The sequence below is a fragment of the Microcoleus sp. bin48.metabat.b7b8b9.023 genome (assembly GCF_013299185.1).
GTDB lineage: Bacteria > Cyanobacteriota > Cyanobacteriia > Cyanobacteriales > Microcoleaceae > Microcoleus.
The window spans coordinates 1-20,118 of record NZ_JAAFKG010000056.1 but is presented as its reverse complement, the minus strand read 5'-3'; the positions used below and the strand labels follow the sequence as shown (position 1 = coordinate 20,118).

Below are 20,118 nucleotides of genomic sequence, written 5' to 3'. Positions count from 1 at the left end.
AAATTGCAGCTTAAATTGAGAATTGAGAATTGGGAATTGGGAATTGGGCATCGGGCATCGGGCATCGGCCAAACAGGGCATCGGGCATCGGGCATCGGCCAAACAGGGCATCGGGCATCGGAAGTCGAAACCTTCTTCCTTCGGCTACGCTGGCAGACAAGTCTTCCTTCTTCCTTCCATCCTTTACATCCGTTACATCTTGTACAGTGCTCGTTGCCGAACTTCCTTCTTCATCATTAACCGATCGCAAATTTTAGGCGAGCGGAAAATGCACCCGTTGAAGGCGGATTGCCAGCCTAAATTTGTTTCTTTTCATTAAATATAGTACTTGACACTCCTCGACTATCAAGGTACGAGGATTCTTGGGCTGAATCGTGCCTCTACCAACAATGTCAGTTTTGGTCTTACAGTTTCATGTCTAGTCCGACTACACCTTTTACAGCAAGCACTCTTACGGACTACTCCCCAAGCGTAAATTCGCGTGTGTCCCACGCTATTTGATTTTTATTTGCTCTTACCGTGTGGATTTGGTTTTTACCATTGACGGTTAAAGATTTTGAGATCGCCCAGGAGGACGTTCAACCTGTTTCCTCACGTTCTCACGGTCAGCAACCTACGAGTACTATAGCAGAAAGCCGTCCTTGAAGGACGGGGTTTTAAACCCAAATTTCTGATAAAAGTACAAGTGTTCAGTCAAAATACTTAATATATTTTCCTGACCGCTGCACCAGTACGACACTGCAACCCTACAATTCCTCTATTCTCAGCTATTTCTTTCGATCGGGCGATCGCACAAAAGCCACTAAATCCTATCAGCCCTTGGTCAAACAATCTTTCAGCCCGTAAATTGCCCTCTCCTGTTGATCCCTCGAAAGTTCCGGGAACATCGGCAAAGACAACACCTCGCCACAAACTTGCTCAGCTACAGGCAACTGACCGACTTGATAGCCCAAAGATTTGTAAACAGGTTGCAGGTGCAAAGGTAACGGATAGTAAACCATCGAACCAATTCCGGATTCCTGCAACTTAGTCCGCATCGAGTCCCGGAAATTACCAGAAGGATTTGGCGCTTCTGCTTGACTTATCAAGCGAATTGTGTCTTGACTGGTCAAGCGAATTGTATATTGATTCCAAACAGGCTTGGCTGCTGGCAATTCCTTGGGGACAGCAACTCCGGGCACGCGGGAAAGAAATTCGCTATAAACGGCTGCTTTCTCGCGCCGTTGGGAGTTCCAACTGTCGAGATACCGCAATTTAATGCTGAGAATCACCGCTTGCAGGGCATCCAGACGGCTGTTGTAGCCTATTTCCTCGTAAAAATACCTAGAAGACTGTCCGTGCTCCTTAAGCATACGCATGGAAGCTGCCAGGGCGCGATCGTTTGTTGTCACCGCGCCGCCGTCACCGCAAGCGCCTAAATTTTTGGTCGGATAAAAGCTGAAGCAGCCCACATGGCCGATGCTGCCGACTTTTCGAGACTCCCACTCGGCCCCGACAGCCTGGGCGCAATCTTCGATGACGGCTAGGTTATGCTTGGTGGCAATTTCCATCAACCGAGTCATGTCTGTGGGTTGTCCGAAAATGTGAACCGGCATAATTGCCTTGGTTTTGTCGGTAATTGCCGCTTCCAAAAGTTCGACATCCAGATTAAAAGTCCCGCTGTCAATATCGACAAATACGGGAGTTGCACCGACGGCGCTGATGGTTTCAGCGGAAGCGAAGAAGGTAAAAGGAGTGGTAATTACTTCGTCGCCGGGGCCGATTTTGAGAGCTCGCAAAGCCAAAATTAGGGCATCGGTGCCGGAGTTGCAGCCAACGCAGTCGGAAACGCCCGTGTAGTTGGCAAACTCTTGCTCAAAACTCTTGACGGCTGGGCCGCCGATGTAGCCGCCAGAGGCGAGCACTTTTTGTACCGCAGCGCCGATTTCGTCGCCAATCTGGGCGTACTGCTGGGTTAAATCGAGGGGGGGAACGTTATTCACTCTTGACACCACAAATTGCAACCATTATCAAAGCAAATTCTTACAGCAAAACTGTTTCTCAGAAACCTTTATTCAAATATCTTATAGTTGGACGGGCAAACAATCACTTTATAGAAAGGGAGCGCGGATGTTAATTCTCCTAGATTTTACTGATTTGGGTTGGGCTTTGGGGATGGTGGCGATCGCGATCGGGCTTTCGGCGTGGCAGGGATTGGGCTTGGAAGGGGCTCTGGCGATCGCGGCAGGGCGCACCTTGATCCAGCTAATCGGAGTCGGCTACGTGCTCGCCGTGGTGTTTGCGCCGGAGGGTAAAAATCCGTGGCTGGTGTTAGCAGTGTTAGCAATCATGCTGACAACGGCTAGCATGGTGGCCACCAACCGGATTAGCAAAAAAATCAAGCACTTGCTGCCGTTAGTTGTGGGTTCGATATCGATCGGTACGGCGTTTACTCTCGCCTATACACACTTACTAATTTTGCAACCTGATCCCTGGTACGAACCGCAGTATTTGATTCCCCTAGCGGGGATGATTTTGGGCAATGCGATGAACTCAGGGGCGATCGCTGGTGAAAGACTTGTGAGTACAGTTAACAGCAGCCAATTAGAAATAGAAACCCATTTAAGTTTAGGATCGACTCCGCAGCAAGCAGTAAAACAGTACCGGAAAGATGCGATTAAAGCTGGATTAATCCCGACATTAAACACAATGACAGTCGTGGGAATCGTGACATTACCGGGAATGATGACGGGTCAAATGTTGAGCGGTGTCAGTCCTTTGGATGCAGCATCTTACCAAATTTTGATTATGTTTGTGTTGGTGCTAGCAACTTTAATTGCCACTCTATTATTGACTGAGGGATTGTGTCGGAGGTTTTTTAATCAAGATGCACAATTAATCAAATGGTAATTGGGAATGGGGCTTTGGGCATTTATAATATGAATAGCGCTTATCAGAAACATGAGGTACGTTGTTGGGCTTCAGCCCTCTGAGTTTAGTGATTATCGATCTGTCAGTTACACCTCATCTTTTTGAGAAAGGCTATAGGTAAGAACTTGCATTTAGCCTTATTTTCTTGAACAGGCTTTCCGGCCTGTGCCACAAAGAGTGAGTTTATCTTGTGGGGTGGGCTTCTAGCCCGCCCGATTCATCACTAAGGAGAATAGCCATGATTCAAATAGCAACTAAAACGCTAACTTTTGAAGAATTTGCGGAATGGAAGCCGGAAAACGGACACTATGAACTGCACAATGGAGAGATTGTTGAAATGTCACAGCCATTAGGAAAGCATGAAACAGTTGTCGGTTTTGCAGCCAGAAAATTGACCGCGCAATTCGATCGCCTAAACCTGCCATACTTCATCCCCAAAGAAGCATTAGTTAAGTCGTCCGAAAACGAATCAGCTTATTCGCCGGACGTTCTGATATTAAATGAAACCAATTTAGCCTCAGAACCTCTGTGGGAAAAATTCTCCACTGTGACTCAAGGCGCATCAATTCCGCTGGTTGTTGAAGTCGTTAGCACGAATTGGCAAGATGACTACATAAAAAAGGTAGGTGAATACGAACTAATTGGGATTCCTGAATACTGGATTGTGGATTATCTCGGTTTGGGCGGTCGCAGGTTTATTGGGAATCCCAAGCAACCGACTATCTCGATTTATCGGTTGGTTGATGGTGAGTATGAAGTTAGTCAATTTCGGGGAGATGATAGGATTGAGTCGCTAACTTTTCCCGAGTTGAAGTTGAAGGCACAACAGATTTTTCAAGCGGGATTGACTGAAGGATAAAATTGCTGGAAATACCGATATCGGGTAGGGACACGGCATGGGTACATCTGGTTTTTGAAGCCTGAAGAAGCATGACCGCATATAAGTTATTAGTTATAATCCCATATTGATTGCGGTCATGCTTCGCCCCTACGGATATATTGGCCTTGCACCAGATGCAGCCCACGGCATTCCCGTGTTGTGTATTTCATCCGCCTCTGGAAACTCGCTATGCTGATTGTTTCAAGGCTGCGATCGCCCTGCCGATATATTCAGACACGGCTGAATCAAGTCCACCCTGGGAGACAACCTCTACTCCTTCCTGTTGATACATATTGTTGAGCGATCGCGCAATTTCGGCATTGCCTCCTGTGAATTCCTGAACCAGTTCTAGCCAGCGTCGAGCCAAGACTTGCACCAATTCGTCAGCCGGATATGTGCCGTTTTCCATTTGAGTCCGAACCTGTTCAATGAGTTCTTGCCAATCTGTTTGACTTTGCTGGATTCGTTCCTCACCCAACAACTCCCGGCGTTGCTTGATGGCTTCCAACTGTTCGGGCGTATAGTATTTCTCAAACATACAAATTGCCTCAATTGTTTGAATCAAATTTTCGACAGAAACCGATTCTTTCGATTGTAAACTGCTAGAAATAGACTCTAATCGGTTGAGCAATCGATGAGACAAATCAATCTGTTCTTTCAGACGCACTAGATGGAGTTGAATGATTTGCTGTAGCGAGAAATTGCGCTGTTCCAAACATTCTCGGATTTCCTCTAAGGAAAAGCCTATTTGTCGCAGCGATACGATTTGCTGCAAGCGGATAATGTCATTATTCGCATACAGCCGATAGCCTGTTTCAGTCCGCCCCGACGGCGAGAGTAAACCAATTTCTTCGTAGTAATGCAGTGTCCGCACGGAGACACCTGTTTGTTTTGCCAAATCGCCGACTTTCATCGCCAAGGGTGGCATAGCTTTTCTCCTTTCGGTTCAGAGTCGATCGCTCAATGAATCAATGAATCAATCGTAAAACCCTCACGTAGCGTCAGTGTCAAGGGGTGAAGCGAACCCCCCAGCGCCAACAATCTGGGCCACAGCAACCGCCGCTAAACCTGTGCCGGTAGCGATATCTAGAACTTGCTGGTGCGATCGCAATTTGGCTAATTCTACTAACCGAGTTGCCGCCCGTTTGTGAAATTCATTTTCGTAATCCGGACGGTTGTTAAAGTCATTCAGAATCTGCTGTTTGTAGGCACTTAGCGAGTCAGTCATGCCGAGTAATTGGTGGGATTTTTTACACACCTGGACGCAACTGGCAGAATATGGGAGTTAACGCTTAGGTATGTTGTTGCGCTTCAGCGCTCTTTAAATCTATATGAAAGAGCGCAAAGAGAGCAACTACGTACCTTGTATCAACTTATCTGGCAACAAACATCTCAAAACTGGGATCGCGAAGCTCTAATCAGCTACAATCCAGTTTGGTAAAGAATTTTTACGAGCTAACTGCCCATTACAGCCTTTTGGGCCTGTATTACCCAACGTGACTGAAAATATGGATTTTGCTACTCTTGCAGCCCAGCTAAACGCTGGAACTATCTTACCCGAGGGAATTGTCATCATCACCCTCTTGGTGGTTCTCGTCGGCGATTTAATCGTAGGCCGCAGTTCCTCTAGTTGGACTCCCTACGTTGCCGTTGCGGGTTTGCTCGCCGCCGTCGGTGCCTTGTGTTTGCAGTGGGATAACACTAACACTATCTCGTTTCTGGGCGGTTTTAACAGCGATGCCTTGAGTTTGGTGTTTCGCGGAATTATCGCTTTGACGGCGGCTGTCACTATTTTGATATCCGTGCGCTACGTACTGCAAACGGGTACTGCTTTAGCGGAATTTATCGGCATTTTGCTCAGCGCTACTTTGGGGGGAATGTTCCTCAGCGGCGCTGATGAATTGGTGATGATTTTTATTTCGTTGGAAACTCTGAGTATCTCGTCTTATTTGCTGACGGGTTACACAAAACGCGATCCGCGTTCCAATGAAGCTGCTTTGAAATATTTGTTAATTGGTGCATCTTCTTCGGCGGTGTTTCTCTACGGTATTTCACTGCTGTACGGATTGTCTGGCGGCCAAACTACTCTAAGTGCGATCGCAGCCAACCTTTCTACAGTTAATAATGGTGAATCTCTTGGTTTGGTGATTGCATTGATTTTTGCGATCGCCGGAATCGCCTTCAAAATCTCCGCAGTTCCCTTTCACCAGTGGACTCCAGACGTTTACGAAGGTTCGCCAACACCCGTTGTCGCCTTCCTTTCCGTCGGTTCCAAAGCCGCCGGTTTTGCCCTAGCCATTCGGTTATTAACCAGTGCATTCCCCGCACTTACCGAACAGTGGCACTTCGTATTTACAGCCTTAGCCATACTCAGCATGGTGTTGGGCAATGTAGTCGCCCTCGCCCAGACTAGCATGAAGCGGCTTTTAGCTTATTCGTCGATCGCCCAAGCCGGATTTGTGATGATTGGTTTAGTCGCAGGAACCGAAGCCGGTTACTCCAGCATGATATTTTATATGTTGGTTTACCTGTTTATGAACCTAGGCGCTTTCGCCTGCATCATCCTCTTCTCCCTGCGGACTGGAACCGACCAAATCAGCGAATACTCTGGTTTGTACCAAAAAGACCCGCTGCTAACATTAGCCTTAAGTATTTGCCTGCTTTCCCTCGGTGGAATTCCGCCCCTAGCTGGATTCTTCGGCAAAATTTATCTATTCTGGGCAGGCTGGCAAGCAGGACTTTACGGCTTAGTTATCCTGGGATTAATTACCAGCGTAGTTTCAATTTACTACTACATCCGCGTCGTCAAAATGATGGTAGTAAAAGAGCCTCAAGAAATGTCCGACGCAGTGAAAAATTATCCACCCGTTCGCTGGAACCTTCAGGGAATGCGGCCATTGCAAGTCAGCGTTGTACTCACCTTAGTTGCCACAACTTTGGCAGGAGTTTTATCGAATCCTTTGTTTAACTTGGCAAACGATTCTGTCACCAAAACTCCCATGCTGCAATCGGCATTAACTCGAATTGTACCAGTGGCGACTGCGAAAGTTGAATCAAATCTTTTATCTCGCAACGATTAATTTGCGCGAATTCTGAAAGATGATATAGCGCCTAACTGTAACAAGTTAGGCGCTTTTTATATCTAAAAAATCTGTTCGTAGTGAGGACTTCAGTCCGCATCAAATCCTGAGGACTGAAGTCCTCACTACAAACTGTTCCTGTGATATAATATTAATTAAAATGTTAACTAGCTAATTAATATATAATGAGCAAAGAACACACCTATCGCATCCACACAGTTTGGACAGGTGCCAGTCAAGGTTATACTTCATCTTATGATGCCTATTCTCGCGAGTATACAATAAATATCGAGGGCAAGCCGCCCTTCCTAGGTTCAGCAGACCCAACTTTTCGAGGCGATGCTGCGCTGTACAATCCTGAAGACTTATTGGTAATGTCGCTGTCAGCTTGTCATATGTTGAGCTATCTCGCTTTGTGTGCTCGTGCTGGGATTCCGGTAATTTCTTACTCGGATGAAGCGACGGGCAAAATGACACAAAAAGATGGCAAAATTAGATTTACAGAGGTAATGCTACGTCCGAAAGTAACCATCGAAGCTGGTCACGATCTAGAAAAAGCACGAAACTTGCACGATAATGCACATCATGTTTGTTATATTGCGAATTCGGTAAATTTTCCCGTACTGAATGAAGCAACAGTTATTGAAGTCAAGGGTTCCGAAGTCAAGAATTAAAAAATAGTCGCAATCCCTGAGGTGAAAATGTTAGTAAAAAATAAGCCCAAGTTTCATACAGCCGATGAGTACCGACAATTAGAAGAAGCTGCGGAGTTTAGAAATGAATATCGCGATGGAGAAATTGTAAAAATGACAGGTGGCACAATTAATCACAGCCAGATAATCGGTAATATTTATGCCTTCTTGAAATCTGCTTTGCGGGGAAAGAATGCCAGACCATTTATGAGCGATTTGCGGTTGTGGATTCCTCGGTATCGACGCGGAACTTATCCAGATGTGATGGTAGTTGAAGGAGAATTAGTTTGCACAGAGGGACGGAAAGATGAAATACTCAATCCTGTGCTGATTGTAGAAGTGCTTTCTAAGTCTACTAAGGATTTCGATAAAGATGATAAGTTTCGGTTGTATCGATCGATTCCTGAATTCCGTGAATATGTGTTAGTCAATCAATCTGAGTTTTTAGTCACACAATATATTAAAAACGAATCGAATGATTGGTTATTTCGGGAATATGAGGGAGAATCAGCAATAGTTTCCTTCGCTGCGCTGGAAGTGCAAATGTCTATGAGCGATATTTATGAGTTGGTTGTATTTGAAACAGACGAGACAGAATTGCCTCAGTAATTTGGTTCGTAGTGAGGACTTTAGTCCTCATAAAATCTGAGGACTAAAGTCCTAACTACAAACAGCTATCAAGGAATAAGATTGCATGAATGTAATTTGGCTACTATTAAAAGCTTCTTGGTTGAATGTTTCCATCGCCATACTCACAGGCTTAATTAGCGGTGGTTGTAGCGCGCAGTTAATTGCTTTCATCAACCGCGCCATCAGCGATAATTCTAATCAGAATTTAGTCTGGTATTTTGCGGGATTGGCAGTTTTAGCCCTCGTCACCGGAGTTATCTCCCAATTTTTGTTAATCTACCTTTCTCAAGAAGCTGTTTACAATCTGCGGCTGAGTTTAAGCCGAGGGATTTTGTCTTCTCCTTTGCGACAGTTGGAAGAATTGGGCGCTAGTCGCTTGCTGGCTACTCTGACTGACGATGTGGGAACGCTTTCCAATACTATATTTGTGATTCCTTTTCTGTGCATTGATATCGCCATTGTGGTTGGATGTTTGATTTATTTAAGTACGCTTTCTGGGGCAGTTTTTGCCGTTGTCTTTGCTTTTTTGGCGGTGACAATTGGCGCTATACAACTGCTGCTTAATAAAATGCGGAAATTCTTCGATTTAGCCAGAGAAGAAAAAGATGTATTGTTTAAGCATTTTCGCAGCATTACTGACGGAATTAAGGAACTAAAGCTGCACTCTTTGCGTCGCCAAGAGTTTTTTACTGAAGAATTACAGGTAAGCGCTGCTGATTCCCGCGATTACAATTTGCAGGCCCTGAATACTGGAGCGCTGGCGATTGGAGTCGGGCAATTGCTGTTTTTTATGTTGATGGGTTTGCTATTGTTTGCTTTGCCCAAATTTGTGCCAGTTTCTACTCCTGTTTTGTCGGCTTACATTTTGACAAGTACCTATTTGATGTCTCCGTTTCAGAATATTTTGGAAAGGCTGCCAGAGATTTTTCGAGCCAATACTGCTGTAGAAAAAATTGAGAGAATGGGATTGGCTTTGGCGAGTCAAGCTGAGATAACTGCTGCGGTTCAACCAGTGAAAAATGCTGATTGGAAAATGCTGGAGTTGAAGCGGGCTACTCACAGCTATCCGGGAGATAAGGAAGACAGTAATTTTGTTTTGGGCGAAATTAGTTTAAAGTTCCATCCTGGTGAGTTAGTGTTTATCATGGGTGGAAATGGCAGCGGTAAGTCTACTTTTGCTAAGTTACTTACTGGTTTGTACATTCCTGAATCGGGAGAGATTTTGCTAGATGGACAGCCGATTACTGATGAGAATCGTGAGTGGTACAGGCAGCATTTTTCGGCGATTTTTTCTGATTTCTATTTGTTCGATCGCCTTTTGGGAATGACTAATCACGATTTGGACAGTCAGGCTGCTGAATATCTGCAAGAGTTTCATTTAGATAATAAGGTTAAGGTGAAAGATGGGGTTTTGTCAACTACGGCTTTGTCTCAGGGACAGCGAAAACGGTTGGCTTTGCTGACGGCTTATCTGGAAGATAGACCGATTTATTTGTTTGATGAGTGGGCTTCGGATCAAGATCCGTTTTTTCGGGATATTTTTTACAAGCAGTTGTTGCCGGAGTTGAAACGGCGCGGAAAAACGGTGTTTGCGATCACTCACGACGATCGCTATTTCGATCTAGCCGATCGCGCAATTAAACTAGATTACGGTAAAATTGAGTATGACAGACAACATGGATAAGTACCGAATTGTCGCAACTTTGACTGAAAGTCAGGTTTCCGACTTGATGGATTTGTACAAAAACGAGTTTTGGTGCGACAAGCGGACGCGCGAGGATGTGGTGAGAATGCTGGCCGCGACTGATGTTATCATTGGTTTGGTCGATGAGGGCGATGGCGTCCCGCCCCGCAAGCTACGGCTAATTGGCTTTACCCGCATCATGACTGATTTTGTCTACAGAGGCACAATTTTGGATGTAATTGTCCACCCAACATACAGAAAGATGGGACTGGGTAAGGTGTTGATGGATGCAGTCTTAAATCATCCCCAACTGCAAGCCGTGGAGAATTTGTCTCTTAACTGTTTGCCGAAAATGATACCATTTTACAAACGCTGGGGTTTCACTGATGATATCGGTGAAATGAAGTTTATGCGAAAAATACGCTGAACTTAGTTTGTTCAAATCCCTAATTTTTCGCGAATTACTTCGGCTTTGAAACCTACTAAAACAGCCGTTCCATCTTTAATAAAAAGAGGACGTTTCAGCAGCATCGCATCTCTAGCAAAGGCTTCCACCCATTTTTCACTCGTCCACTCTTTCTTGTCGTCGCCCAAGGCGCGGTAAGATTGACCGGAAGTATTTCGCATTGGTTGAAAACCTAAAGTAGCTACCCAGTTGTGAATGGTTTCGCGAGTGGGTGGCTGTTCTTTTGTATTAATAAACTCGTAAGTGACATCGTTATCTTTGAGCCACTGGAAAGCTTTTTTGCAGGTTCCGCAGTTGGGAATTCCGTAAATTTGAACAGACATAATATTTGGGAATTGGGAATTGGGAATTGGGAATTGGGTCGAAAAGCATTGGGCATTGGAAGCAACAAATAACCAATAACCAATAACTAATAACTAATAACCAATAACTAATGACTGCTAACTAATCTAGCTTGTAGAACCCATTTTTGCACGCGATCGACTGAAGGAGTCAAGTCATTGCGCTGCATTGTCGCTACGTGGAGTCTGAGGATTTGTTGGTGCAGTCTCTCCACAGGCATTTGAGCCAATTGAGCGGCTGAAGCAACGCCTGCGTGCAGCAACAGCCCGCAATACTGACAGCCTACACTCGGAATTCGAGCCAACTCTGCCATTGCTACCCATTTATTAAGATGTTGAACGTTAATCTGTAATTGATGTGCTAGCAACACTTTTGCCGCCGGTGTTTTCGTCATCCGAATTAGTTGTGCGATGGTGGTGATGCCGCACTCTTCTAGTTGAGACTGGTTTGCGTTGCTCAATCCCGGCAAGTGTTCGATCGGCCAATCGCGTACTTGCACCGAAGTTTTAGAAGTTGTGTGAGAAGTTTTCATATTTTTTTCAGTGAATTTACTTATACTTTAAAGTCTAAGATATACGATCGTCAATAGAGGCTATTACTCATGTCACAAAATCAACAACAATCCGATCGACTAATTTTGCAGATCCCGGGTGTTCAATTCTTGCTGTATTGCTTGTGCAGTAGCATTTTCAGCCTTTCTATCCTGGCTGTATGCGAAGGTTCGTGGTGAAAAAATTAGGCCCAGGATGACGACAAAGACGATCGCAAACATAGCACTAAAGAGTCCAGCAAAAAAGAAAATAAAGATTAGACTTTCCCCCAAAATGGCTGCTAAATTTGTAGTTAGCACAAAAGTGCTGTAATGCCTACAATCAAATGACTGAATTCCTTATTAAGAACCCAACTCAAGAGTATGAATTTTTACCCATGCAAATTACAAAAAGTGATGAATTGTTAAGAAATATTTTACACGAACGGCGGCAAAAACTGGCCAGTTTAATTGATTTTCCTGTAATTCTATGGTCTGGCCGCAGCATTCCTCGCAATTATCCGGCACTTGTTTATCCTTTTCGCGCCAGCAGTCACTTTCTATATTTTGCTGGTTTGCCGTTAGAAAATGCGGCGATTCGTTTAGAATCGGGCAAGTTAGAACTGTTCTTAGATGATGCAGATCCTGGTAGCACGCTTTGGCACGGGGAAATGCCGAAAAGAGCGGAAATTGCTGAACGAATTGGCGCTGATGCTGCTTTCCCCATGAGTGAGTTGAAAGCGCGAGGGACAAATGCAGCTACGATCGCCCTTCAGGATAGCTCGATTCGGTTGCAACAGTCGGATATTCTAGATCGCTCTTTAGCACCGTCCAAATCGCCAACCGGCATCGATCTAGAGTTAACTCAGGCGATCGTCTCGCTGCGCCTGAGCCACGATGCAGCCAGTTTGGTTGAATTGCGTCAAGCTGCCGCTGTCACCGTAGCAGCTCACAAAGCGGGCATGAGGGCAACTCCCACAGCTAAGATTGAAGCGGGTGTGCGGGCTGCGATGGAAAGTGTCATCATCTCGGAAAATATGACTTACGCCTACCCAAGTATTGTCACGGTGCACGGGGAAGTTTTACACAGCGAGCACTATCACAATCCGCTACAAGTAGGAGATTTGCTGTTAGCAGATGTCGGTGCAGAATCATCAATGGGATGGGCGGCTGATGTGACTCGCACTTGGCCGGTTTCTGGCAAGTTTTCGCCGACTCAAAGAGCGATTTATGATGTAGTTTTGGCAGCCCATGATGCTTGTATTGATAAAATTAGTCCGGGCGTGGAATATCAAGACATTCACCTGTTAGCTGCTCGAATCATGGCGGCAGGATTGGTCGATCTGGGTATTTTGCAAGGCAATGTTGACGATTTGGTAGAAATGGATGCTCACGCGCTGTTTTTTGTGCACGGAATCGGACATTTAATTGGTTTGGATGTTCACGATATGGAAGATTTGGGAGATTTGGCAGGCTATGAAGCGGGGAGAGTGAGAAGCAGTCGGTTTGGGCTGGGATTTTTGCGGCTGAATCGTGTTTTGCGATCGGGAATGCTGGTATCGATCGAACCGGGTTTTTACCAAGTTCCGGCTATCTTAAATAACCCAGAAACTCGTGCCAAATATGAAGATTTTGTAAACTGGGACGAGTTGGGTAAATTTGCGGATGTCCGGGGAATACGCATTGAGGATGATATACTTGTGAGCGCAGGAGGTAGAGAAGTATTGACGGGGGAACTGCCAACAAAAGCTCTGGAGATTGAGGACTTAGTTGGCGTAAGTGCATAGGTATCGATCGCATTAGTGCGATCGGAAGCATCTCAATTTTTGCAAAAAGCATTTTTTTTACAGTGCTGTGCTGGCTCGCGTGCTATACATGGCACGAGAACTCTTGAAATGCACTACAAATGCAAAACTGAGATGCTCGCGCGTGCGATCGCCCGCAGTTCCATCATGTGTGATCACCATAAATAAATATGAATAAAGCTTGGCAAATCGGTCTGTTTGTGTTCGTTGAAAAACTAGCGATGCAAGTCCAAAAATTTGCAGCACGGAGACTGGCGCGCATTTTTCGGACAAAAAGTGTAGTCGCACCGCCACCGATGCAATCTGCACCTTTGCCTAGCAATGAAGCAGACAGGCTAAAAGCACTTAACCGCTACAATATTCTCGATACAGATGCCGAAGCAGCTTTTGATGACTTAACAGCTTTAGCATCCTATATTTGCGGCACTCCTATTGCTTTAGTCAGCTTAGTAGATACTAACAGACAGTGGTTTAAATCAAAAGTCGGTCTTGCAGCAACAGAAACTCCCAGAGAGATAGCATTTTGCTCTCACGCTATTTTAAATCCCAACGAATTGCTAGTTATACCTAATGCTATGGAAGACGATCGCTTTGCCAGCAATCCGCTAGTAACTTCCGATCCAAATATTAGGTTTTATGCTGGGGCGCCGTTAGTAACTCCTGAGGGTTTCCCCATTGGCACTTTGTGCGCGATAGATACAGTTCCTCGCCATCTCACCCCAGAACAACTAGAAGCCCTGCGGACTTTAGGCAGGCAAGTTATTAGCCAAATGGAGTTGCGAATTAATTATGCTAAATTAAAGCGGGCGCAACTCAGGCACAAACAAGTAGAAGCCAAACTCCGTTCTAATGACGAGCAAATTGTCAATTTTTTAGAAGGAATGAGTGATGCTTTTTTTGCTCTAGATCCCCAGTGGCGATTTACTTATGTCAATTATAAAGCATCGCAATTTTTGCAGCGCGAGCCGGAAGAACTTTTTGGGAAGAATTTTTGGGAAGAGTATCCAGATTTAGTAAATTCGGTATTTTATAAAGAGTCTCATGAAGCTGTCTCTAAACAAGTCGGAGTAACTTTTGACAAATATTATCATCCATTAAAAGTCTGGTTGGAAGTCAGGGCTTTTCCTTCTCACGATGGCCTTTCTGTATTCTTTCACGATATCACCAAGCGCAAGCAGATGGAATCTGCTCTCAGAAAAGAACAGAAAAAAACAGAGAGTTTGCTGCTAAATATTTTGCCAGAAGCTATTGCAGATAGGTTGAAGCACGAACCGGGAGTAATTGCGGACAAGTTTGAACAAGCTACAATTCTTTTCGCTGACTTGGTGAATTTTACTCAAATTTCTACTACGATGTCCGCCACAAAATTGGTATACTTACTAAATGAAATTTTTTCAACGTTTGACCAACTGACTGACAAGCACGGGTTGGAAAAAATTAAGACAATCGGGGACGCTTATATGGTAGTAGGTGGCATTCCCATTGAACGCCCAGATCACGCAGAGGCGATCGCCGAAATGGCACTGGATATGCTAGCGGCAATTCAGGAATTAAATGTGAAGCTAGACTCGAGTTTTGAAATCCGCATCGGAATTAATAGCGGCCCGGTGGTAGCGGGGGTAATCGGTACTAAAAAATTCATTTACGATTTGTGGGGAAATGCGGTGAATACAGCCAGCCGCATGGAATCTCACGGCATCCCCGGCAGCATTCAAGTTAGTATCTATACTTACGAGTTGCTGCGGGATAAATATGAATTTGAAGAGCGGGGCTTGATTGAGATTAAGGGTAAAGGGGAAATGCGGACTTATTTTCTGAATGGCATAAAAACAGCAAGCGAGATGGAAATAGTCAGAGAGTAAATTAAATTAAGTGCAGTATGGTGCCTAGAAGGTGTGTCAGCTTGGCAAATTTTTGCGACAAATTCACAATCTCATTCTGAGGCACAATTTGTTAGCTCGTGCGTCAGAATGAGATTGGGAGTGAGGATTCAGAATTATTTTTGCTGGCGCACCCTACGGCTAAGACTTGAAAGTACGTGAACAATCAGGCTCGATCGCACACCAAGCAAAACCGCCGTCGCAGAGGAACCAAATCAGATTATGCTATATGCAGAGATATCCCGGCAATCCCATGTGCCGTATATAGATCCTATAAAAATATTAACTTAAAGTCGTCGGAGCCTTTAATATGGTTCAGTTTCATATTCAAACAGATAGCGAGATCCCCGCATCTACGCAATTATTCAATCAAATCAGGTTTGCGATCGCCTCGCGCCAGTTTCCGCCCGGGCACCGCTTGCCCAGCACCAGGCAGCTAGCGATGCAGACGGGTTTGCACCGCAACACCATCAGCAAAGTATACCGACAACTCGAAAATACCGGACTCGTAGAAGCTCAAGCCGGATCGGGTATATATGTCCGCGCCCAAGGCCACGAAGGCGGCAGCAAACTCAAATCCCCGATCCTCGAAGAATATCCCCTTGCCAATAAAATAGTGCAAGAAAGTATGGATCAACTGCTGGGAGAAGGCTGCACGCTCAACCAAGCGAGGGAATTATTTTTGGCCGAAATAGACTGGCGGCTCCGGTGCAGCGCCCGAGTGGTCGTCACAGCCCCCACAGAAGACATCGGCGTGGGTGAGTTGATGGCAAAAGAACTGGAACAAGCTTTGCGGATTCCCATCCAGTTAGTGGCGATGGAAGAGTTAGGTAGTTTTCTGGATAAAATCACTGCGGGCACTGTAATCACCAGTCGTTATTTTATCGGACAAGCGGAATTGATTTCGGCGCCGCGTTCGGTGCGAGTGATTCCCGTAGACATCTATGATTATGTTCAGGAAATTCAGTTAGTGGGGAGTTTGCCGAAGGACAGTTATTTGGGTATTGTCAGTCTGAGTTCGGGAATGTTGCGATCGACTGAAGTGATTATTCACAGTCTCCGGGGCGAGGATTTGCTGGTGATGACGGCTTTGCTGTCGGATGCTTACAAGATTAACTCGATCGTGCGATCGGCTAGAACTATTTTCTGCGACCAACCGAGTTTTGCTACAGTAAAAGCTGCCATTAACGCCGCCAGAGAGGATATTATTCGTCCTCCGCAACTGGTATGCTCCGAAAATTACATCGGCTCTAAGTCGATTAATTTGCTCAAGCGCGAGTTGGGTTTGGGGTAAGTCAGTTGACAGTTGACAGTTGACAGTTGACAGTTGACAGTTGACAGTTGACAGTTGTAGGGGGAGTGGATGGTGCGGGCCTGCCCTCTTAGTTGACAGTTGACAGTTGACAGTTGGTAGTTGTGATTTGTTATTCCAATAACCAATAACCAGTAACCAGTAACCAATAACCAATAACCAATAACCAATAACCAATAACTAATAACCAATAATCCATGCCAATTGAAATCCAACCTTCAATTAATGTTAAAACAGCGATCGAAAGCCGGCGGGCAGCCCGCAGCTTCAAACCCGATCGAATTCCCCCAGCAATATTGGCAGAGATTTTGCGCTTGGGAGTGCGATCGCCCTCCGGTTATAATTTGCAGCCTTGGCGGTTTATTGTACTTAAAGATCCAGCCAGTAAAGAAAAATTAAAAGCTTGTGCCTTCGACCAGCGACAAGTGGTAGAAGCCCCAATCGTGTTAATCTGTTGTGGCGATCGGCGCGCCGCCCAACCCGAAAACACCGAAGCCGTCATCGAATTGGGCAAAGCCGTAGGTGGAATGAACGAGAATTTAGCTGGTTATATGCGACAAGCAATCCCCCAATTGTTCGAGAACCATCCCTGCTTTGAGTCCGTAGAAGCTTGGACAAACAGACATACAATGCTCGCAGTAGCTCATTTAATGATTGCAGCTAAAAGCTTTGGAGTAGACAGTTGTCCTATGGAAGGTTTTGTCGCAGCTAAGGTAAAAGAAGCCTTTCAAATTCCCGCAGAAGTAGATGTGTGCTGTTTGCTGCCGCTTGGTTATGCAGCAGAACCTTTCAAACAATACGGCGGTCGTTTTGACGTGACTCAAGTTTATTTCAGCGAAAGTTATGGAGAGGCCTTGCAAGTTGAGATTTGAGAGTTAAGATTTGAAAGTTGAGATTTGAGACTTAAGATTGGGTGAATCTGGTTTTGGCAAATATCCGTAGGGGCGAAGCATGACCGCAGTCAATATAAGATAATAACTAATAACTTATATGCGGTCATGCTTCGCCCTCTTTCAAAACCAGATGCACCCTTAAGATTTGCCAGAGTTGGTGCATACCAGAAGGAAGAAGGCAGAAGGAAGAAGGCAGAAAAGCAATGGTTTGAGCAATTAAGAACTTTCTAATCGTCTTGACGATTTTTATAAGTTCAAAAAAAGCTGAAATTCCGATAATTTCTTCAAACTAAAATTTCAAGTGTGGTGATAGTAGACAGAGGAGCCAAATATGACAGTAGCAGCGCGACAAAGCAAGGCACAAATTCTAGAAGTAGAGTTGCAAAAGCACTTGCAAGCAGCCGGATTTAAAAATTTACCGCTTTATATTAGTTGCGAGTTTCGAGATGACTCTTTAACAGTTGTGGGAGAACACCCGCGCAGTTTAGTTCTCAAAGCTAAACCGACTTTTGCAGTGCTAGAAGCTGCCATTCTCGAAATAGAACCGGAATCGATTCAACAGATTGGACTTTGCCTCAAAATTACCGGGCAAAAACAGCCTTATGCTTTCCATTCTTTTACCATGCACAACCCTGTTTTGTCAAGACCCAGAACAGTGGAAGTGCTGAAAAAACCCGAGAAGAAACCCGCAGTAGAAACTGGGCTAGTTTTAGCAGAAAATGCTGCTGAGACGGCGGATGCAGCGGAGGAGATGCCGTTAGAAACGGATGTTAAAAATGCGGGTAGTGATGAATATTTTCCTGATTTTTCGGAGAGTTCCAGCGATTCCGATGCGATCGCCTTTAAGGTAGCTGCAATCAATCCAGATATCGCAGAAAATCCCTTCGATGCGCTGGATATGGAAGCGGTAACAGTCACCGAAACGCCGAAGACTTCACCGTTTACGATGTTGGTGGCGGCCGGAATGGTAAGTCTGGTGGCGGTGATTTTGGCGGGCGGTTATTACCTGCTGAGTCGGCCCTGCGTCATCGGAGAATGTACTGCATTAGCCAATGCCAAACAGTTGAGCGACAATTCGGCGAAGACTCTGAAAACTTCCAAGGTTGCTAGCAGCCCAGAAGAGGCGCAGGAACAGTTAAAACAGGCGATCGCACTTTTGGAACCAATTCCGGCTTGGTCAGTTCATCGCGGTGAGGCTCAAACTGCGATCGAAAAATATCAGGAGCAAAGTCAAAATATCACATCTGCGATCGATGCAGCGCGCCTCGCACAGTCCGCAGCCGGGAAAACCAAAAATCCGCCTGTTTCCGAACAGAACTTGCAGCAAGCCGAAACATTGTGGCAAAGTGCGATCGCCCAACTCGGAGAAATCCCCACAAGCAGCCCAGTTTATTCCTACGCTCAAAGAAAGGCGAAGGAATACCGGAAGAATTTAGCCACTGGAAATCGGCAATTAGGCACAGAAAAACAAGCCGAAAAATTGTTGCTCGCCGCCAAAAGTGCAGCCCAAATAGCAGAAGCTCGGGAAGCAGTAGCTCAGACAGCACAAACATGGGGACAAGTGCAGGCAGGTTGGGAAAAAGCCCTAGGAATCATATCAGAAATTCCCGGGAACACGCAATCCTATCAACTAGGTAGATTGCTAGTTCCCAAATACGAAACCAAGCTTTCACAAGCTCGCGAGCGCCGAAATGTCGAAGGAATTTCGGAAAATGCCTACACTCAAGCTGTGACTTTAGCAGCGGAAGCTCGAATTTTTGAAGGCAAAAACGGCTGGTTTAAAGCATCCGAAAACTGGCGAAGAGCTTTGAGTTACGCCGAGCAAGTTCCGGCGGCTACTTCCTATTCCCAAAAAGCCAAGCCGCTGATTGAATCCTATACAACATCATTGCAGCAAGCGGAAGTTAAGTTGCGGGAAGAAAGAAACTTGCAAAAAGCACGCACGGATTTAGATAGAACTTGCAAAGGCAATCCGAAAATTTGCGATTATACAGTTAGCAATGGTTTGATTGCGGTGCAGATGAATTCTGATTACGTGCAGAAGTTGCAACAAACTTTCATTCAGGCGAATAACAATAATTCTGTGAAGAGTCGCCAAGCTGTGGAAAAGCACGTTGCTACTTTGCAAAAGGCCTTGGAGGCGATCGCGGAAAATGCAAAAATTCCCATGCAGGTTTACGATGCCGAAGGCAAGCGGATTGCGAGTCACGAACCGAAGTAGAACATACGCTGAGAAATCTCGCTTTGATGCGAGGCCAGATCCCCCTAAATCCCCCTTAGGTCGCAGGGTGGATTAATTGTCGAGAGGTTAAATCAAGGCTATGAAGGCTATTGACTGACATCATGCGAGGCATTTAACAGGTTTATCTGAACTAGATAAATCAAAAAGTAACTCACTCAAATCTTCAACTTGATTAGCCATTAATCTTAAAGCTTCGGGAAAAGTATGAGTACATTTTATGCGAGCCAATGAAACCAAGAATTGTCTAATTATTGCCCAATTAACAGGTGCATTACCACCACAACGAATATCGTTATCCTCGTTTAACGTCACATCTTTAACCCAATGCAGCCTGTTTTCAATCAACCAGTGACCACGAATAGCATCAGCAAATTCACTGGCTGACCAATCCAGACTACTTAAATAATAGTGTACTCCATCGAAATTAATCAGATGGCGACGACTTTTTTTCCCTCCCATCGAGTCCCATATCTCCTGACCACAATTATATGTTTTGCACCCGCCCAAAGTGGCAATAATTCAGGTGGAATTGGATAAATTTTGGTCTGGCGAGTTGTGGTGCGTCCATGTGCAGATTCAGAAACTTCATTTTCGTCAGATGCTCTAGTAGAACTGACTAATTTCTTGGCAGATTTAAACAGATTTAACGCTCTTTCATCACTCTGGACAAAGTAAAACAATGGCATACCAACTTTATCCAGAGTCTAATGTTGTATATCCACGAAATTTATTCATGATATTTAATAGTTCTATAAATCCTGCTTTAAGACATG

At 45.1% G+C, this 20,118-nt stretch carries 21 protein-coding genes and 1 pseudogene; 12 read left to right on the top strand and 10 right to left on the bottom strand.

The features are described from left to right. Positions 1-10: 10 nt before the first annotated feature. Positions 11-250: a hypothetical protein gene (locus QZW82_RS25495; protein WP_293154757.1), complete on the bottom strand. Its 240-nt coding sequence runs from the start codon at positions 248-250 to the stop codon at positions 11-13. 562 nt (positions 251-812) lie between these two features. Beyond that, entirely contained in the window at positions 813-1,982 is a 1,170-nt protein-coding gene (locus QZW82_RS25490; RefSeq protein WP_293154754.1) for a DegT/DnrJ/EryC1/StrS family aminotransferase, read from the bottom strand. A gap of 127 nt (positions 1,983-2,109) precedes the next feature. On the opposite strand from QZW82_RS25490, the gene fetB reads away from it, so the two are divergent. Together fetB and QZW82_RS25480 are read left to right on the top strand one after the other, a co-directional pair. Then, on the top strand, positions 2,110-2,889 hold the full coding sequence (fetB, locus tag QZW82_RS25485) for an iron export ABC transporter permease subunit FetB (RefSeq protein WP_293154751.1): 780 nt from the start codon (positions 2,110-2,112) through the stop codon (positions 2,887-2,889). Between the two features lie 259 nt (positions 2,890-3,148). Continuing rightward, complete coding sequence (locus QZW82_RS25480) at positions 3,149-3,769, top strand: Uma2 family endonuclease (protein WP_293154748.1); 621 nt, start codon at positions 3,149-3,151, stop codon at positions 3,767-3,769. A 208-nt stretch (positions 3,770-3,977) separates the two neighbouring features. Here the strand turns inward: QZW82_RS25480 and QZW82_RS25475 are convergent, their stop codons facing one another. Together QZW82_RS25475 and QZW82_RS25470 are read right to left on the bottom strand one after the other, a co-directional pair. After that, positions 3,978-4,718 (bottom strand): MerR family transcriptional regulator, encoded by a 741-nt coding sequence (locus QZW82_RS25475; protein ID WP_293154745.1) that lies wholly within the window; start codon positions 4,716-4,718, stop codon positions 3,978-3,980. A gap of 63 nt (positions 4,719-4,781) precedes the next feature. Next, positions 4,782-5,018, bottom strand: a complete 237-nt coding sequence (locus QZW82_RS25470; protein ID WP_293154742.1) for a hypothetical protein — start codon at positions 5,016-5,018, stop codon at positions 4,782-4,784. A 280-nt stretch (positions 5,019-5,298) separates the two neighbouring features. Between QZW82_RS25470 and QZW82_RS25465 the strand changes: the two genes are divergently transcribed. The 5 genes from QZW82_RS25465 (at position 5,299) to QZW82_RS25445 (ending at position 10,303) form a co-directional block, all read left to right on the top strand. Beyond that, positions 5,299-6,870: an NAD(P)H-quinone oxidoreductase subunit N gene (locus QZW82_RS25465; protein WP_293154739.1), complete on the top strand. Its 1,572-nt coding sequence runs from the start codon at positions 5,299-5,301 to the stop codon at positions 6,868-6,870. A 185-nt stretch (positions 6,871-7,055) separates the two neighbouring features. Beyond that, positions 7,056-7,544 (top strand): OsmC family protein, encoded by a 489-nt coding sequence (locus QZW82_RS25460; protein WP_293154736.1) that lies wholly within the window; start codon positions 7,056-7,058, stop codon positions 7,542-7,544. 27 nt (positions 7,545-7,571) lie between these two features. Then, on the top strand, positions 7,572-8,171 hold the full coding sequence (locus QZW82_RS25455; protein ID WP_293154733.1) for a Uma2 family endonuclease: 600 nt from the start codon (positions 7,572-7,574) through the stop codon (positions 8,169-8,171). An 85-nt stretch (positions 8,172-8,256) separates the two neighbouring features. After that, complete coding sequence (locus tag QZW82_RS25450) at positions 8,257-9,876, top strand: cyclic peptide export ABC transporter (protein ID WP_293154730.1); 1,620 nt, start codon at positions 8,257-8,259, stop codon at positions 9,874-9,876. Beyond that, on the top strand, positions 9,857-10,303 hold the full coding sequence (locus tag QZW82_RS25445) for a GNAT family N-acetyltransferase (RefSeq protein ID WP_293154727.1): 447 nt from the start codon (positions 9,857-9,859) through the stop codon (positions 10,301-10,303). Before QZW82_RS25450 ends, QZW82_RS25445 begins: the two co-directional genes overlap by 20 nt. 11 nt (positions 10,304-10,314) lie before the next feature. Here the strand turns inward: QZW82_RS25445 and QZW82_RS25440 are convergent, their stop codons facing one another. Both QZW82_RS25440 and QZW82_RS25435 read right to left on the bottom strand, forming a co-directional pair. Further along, positions 10,315-10,665 carry a Spx/MgsR family RNA polymerase-binding regulatory protein gene (locus QZW82_RS25440; protein WP_293154724.1) on the bottom strand — a complete coding sequence of 117 codons (351 nt, stop codon included), beginning with the start codon at positions 10,663-10,665 and terminating at the stop codon, positions 10,315-10,317. Between the two features lie 107 nt (positions 10,666-10,772). After that, entirely contained in the window at positions 10,773-11,216 is a 444-nt protein-coding gene (locus QZW82_RS25435) for a DUF4332 domain-containing protein (RefSeq protein WP_293154719.1), read from the bottom strand. 395 nt (positions 11,217-11,611) lie between these two features. Between QZW82_RS25435 and QZW82_RS25430 the strand changes: the two genes are divergently transcribed. Continuing rightward, positions 11,612-13,000, top strand: coding sequence for an aminopeptidase P family protein (locus tag QZW82_RS25430; protein ID WP_293154716.1), 1,389 nt, complete (start codon positions 11,612-11,614; stop codon positions 12,998-13,000). Between the two features lie 57 nt (positions 13,001-13,057). On the opposite strand, the gene QZW82_RS25425 is transcribed toward QZW82_RS25430, so the two are convergent. Then, positions 13,058-13,180, bottom strand: coding sequence for a hypothetical protein (locus QZW82_RS25425; RefSeq protein ID WP_293154713.1), 123 nt, complete (start codon positions 13,178-13,180; stop codon positions 13,058-13,060). A gap of 8 nt (positions 13,181-13,188) precedes the next feature. Here QZW82_RS25425 and QZW82_RS25420 point away from each other — a divergent pair, with 8 nt between their 5' ends. Next, entirely contained in the window at positions 13,189-14,880 is a 1,692-nt protein-coding gene (locus QZW82_RS25420) for an adenylate/guanylate cyclase domain-containing protein (RefSeq protein WP_293154710.1), read from the top strand. A gap of 328 nt (positions 14,881-15,208) precedes the next feature. Then, positions 15,209-16,192 (top strand): GntR family transcriptional regulator, encoded by a 984-nt coding sequence (locus tag QZW82_RS25415; protein ID WP_293154707.1) that lies wholly within the window; start codon positions 15,209-15,211, stop codon positions 16,190-16,192. Here QZW82_RS25415 and QZW82_RS25410 read toward each other — a convergent pair. Beyond that, the gene (locus tag QZW82_RS25410; protein ID WP_293154704.1) at positions 16,138-16,338 is read right to left on the bottom strand and encodes a hypothetical protein; all 201 of its coding nucleotides are present in this window, start codon (positions 16,336-16,338) and stop codon (positions 16,138-16,140) included. The two genes, QZW82_RS25415 and QZW82_RS25410, sit on opposite strands and share 55 nt — an antisense overlap. 69 nt (positions 16,339-16,407) lie before the next feature. Here QZW82_RS25410 and QZW82_RS25405 point away from each other — a divergent pair, with 69 nt between their 5' ends. Together QZW82_RS25405 and QZW82_RS25400 are read left to right on the top strand one after the other, a co-directional pair. Next, entirely contained in the window at positions 16,408-17,082 is a 675-nt protein-coding gene (locus QZW82_RS25405; RefSeq protein ID WP_293154701.1) for a nitroreductase family protein, read from the top strand. Between the two features lie 352 nt (positions 17,083-17,434). Continuing rightward, positions 17,435-19,324, top strand: a complete 1,890-nt coding sequence (locus QZW82_RS25400; protein ID WP_293154698.1) for a hypothetical protein — start codon at positions 17,435-17,437, stop codon at positions 19,322-19,324. Between the two features lie 120 nt (positions 19,325-19,444). Here QZW82_RS25400 and QZW82_RS25395 read toward each other — a convergent pair. Together QZW82_RS25395 and QZW82_RS25390 are read right to left on the bottom strand one after the other, a co-directional pair. Next, positions 19,445-19,753: pseudogene (locus tag QZW82_RS25395) on the bottom strand (ISAs1 family transposase); the annotation flags it as partial. Between the two features lie 20 nt (positions 19,754-19,773). Then, a complete protein-coding gene (locus tag QZW82_RS25390) occupies positions 19,774-20,031 on the bottom strand; it encodes a hypothetical protein (RefSeq protein WP_293154652.1) in 258 nt (85 codons plus the stop codon). Positions 20,032-20,118 lie beyond the last annotated feature (87 nt).

What these genes read in the sequence shown, in the direction of transcription:
- QZW82_RS25435 (WP_293154719.1), bottom strand. Translation starts at nt 11,216, where the DNA reads ATGAAAACTTCTCACACAACTTCTAAAACTTCGGTGCAAGTACGCGAT.
- QZW82_RS25450 (WP_293154730.1), top strand. Translation starts at nt 8,257, where the DNA reads ATGAATGTAATTTGGCTACTATTAAAAGCTTCTTGGTTGAATGTTTCC.
- QZW82_RS25425 (WP_293154713.1), bottom strand. Translation starts at nt 13,180, where the DNA reads ATGGTGATCACACATGATGGAACTGCGGGCGATCGCACGCGCGAGCAT.
- QZW82_RS25470 (WP_293154742.1), bottom strand. Translation starts at nt 5,018, where the DNA reads ATGACTGACTCGCTAAGTGCCTACAAACAGCAGATTCTGAATGACTTT.
- QZW82_RS25400 (WP_293154698.1), top strand. Translation starts at nt 17,435, where the DNA reads ATGACAGTAGCAGCGCGACAAAGCAAGGCACAAATTCTAGAAGTAGAG.
- fetB (WP_293154751.1), top strand. Translation starts at nt 2,110, where the DNA reads ATGTTAATTCTCCTAGATTTTACTGATTTGGGTTGGGCTTTGGGGATG.
- QZW82_RS25455 (WP_293154733.1), top strand. Translation starts at nt 7,572, where the DNA reads ATGTTAGTAAAAAATAAGCCCAAGTTTCATACAGCCGATGAGTACCGA.
- QZW82_RS25480 (WP_293154748.1), top strand. Translation starts at nt 3,149, where the DNA reads ATGATTCAAATAGCAACTAAAACGCTAACTTTTGAAGAATTTGCGGAA.
- QZW82_RS25475 (WP_293154745.1), bottom strand. Translation starts at nt 4,718, where the DNA reads ATGCCACCCTTGGCGATGAAAGTCGGCGATTTGGCAAAACAAACAGGT.
- QZW82_RS25460 (WP_293154736.1), top strand. Translation starts at nt 7,056, where the DNA reads ATGAGCAAAGAACACACCTATCGCATCCACACAGTTTGGACAGGTGCC.
- QZW82_RS25465 (WP_293154739.1), top strand. Translation starts at nt 5,299, where the DNA reads ATGGATTTTGCTACTCTTGCAGCCCAGCTAAACGCTGGAACTATCTTA.
- QZW82_RS25440 (WP_293154724.1), bottom strand. Translation starts at nt 10,665, where the DNA reads ATGTCTGTTCAAATTTACGGAATTCCCAACTGCGGAACCTGCAAAAAA.
- QZW82_RS25405 (WP_293154701.1), top strand. Translation starts at nt 16,408, where the DNA reads ATGCCAATTGAAATCCAACCTTCAATTAATGTTAAAACAGCGATCGAA.
- QZW82_RS25390 (WP_293154652.1), bottom strand. Translation starts at nt 20,031, where the DNA reads ATGCCATTGTTTTACTTTGTCCAGAGTGATGAAAGAGCGTTAAATCTG.
- QZW82_RS25445 (WP_293154727.1), top strand. Translation starts at nt 9,857, where the DNA reads ATGACAGACAACATGGATAAGTACCGAATTGTCGCAACTTTGACTGAA.
- QZW82_RS25415 (WP_293154707.1), top strand. Translation starts at nt 15,209, where the DNA reads ATGGTTCAGTTTCATATTCAAACAGATAGCGAGATCCCCGCATCTACG.
- QZW82_RS25420 (WP_293154710.1), top strand. Translation starts at nt 13,189, where the DNA reads ATGAATAAAGCTTGGCAAATCGGTCTGTTTGTGTTCGTTGAAAAACTA.
- QZW82_RS25430 (WP_293154716.1), top strand. Translation starts at nt 11,612, where the DNA reads ATGCAAATTACAAAAAGTGATGAATTGTTAAGAAATATTTTACACGAA.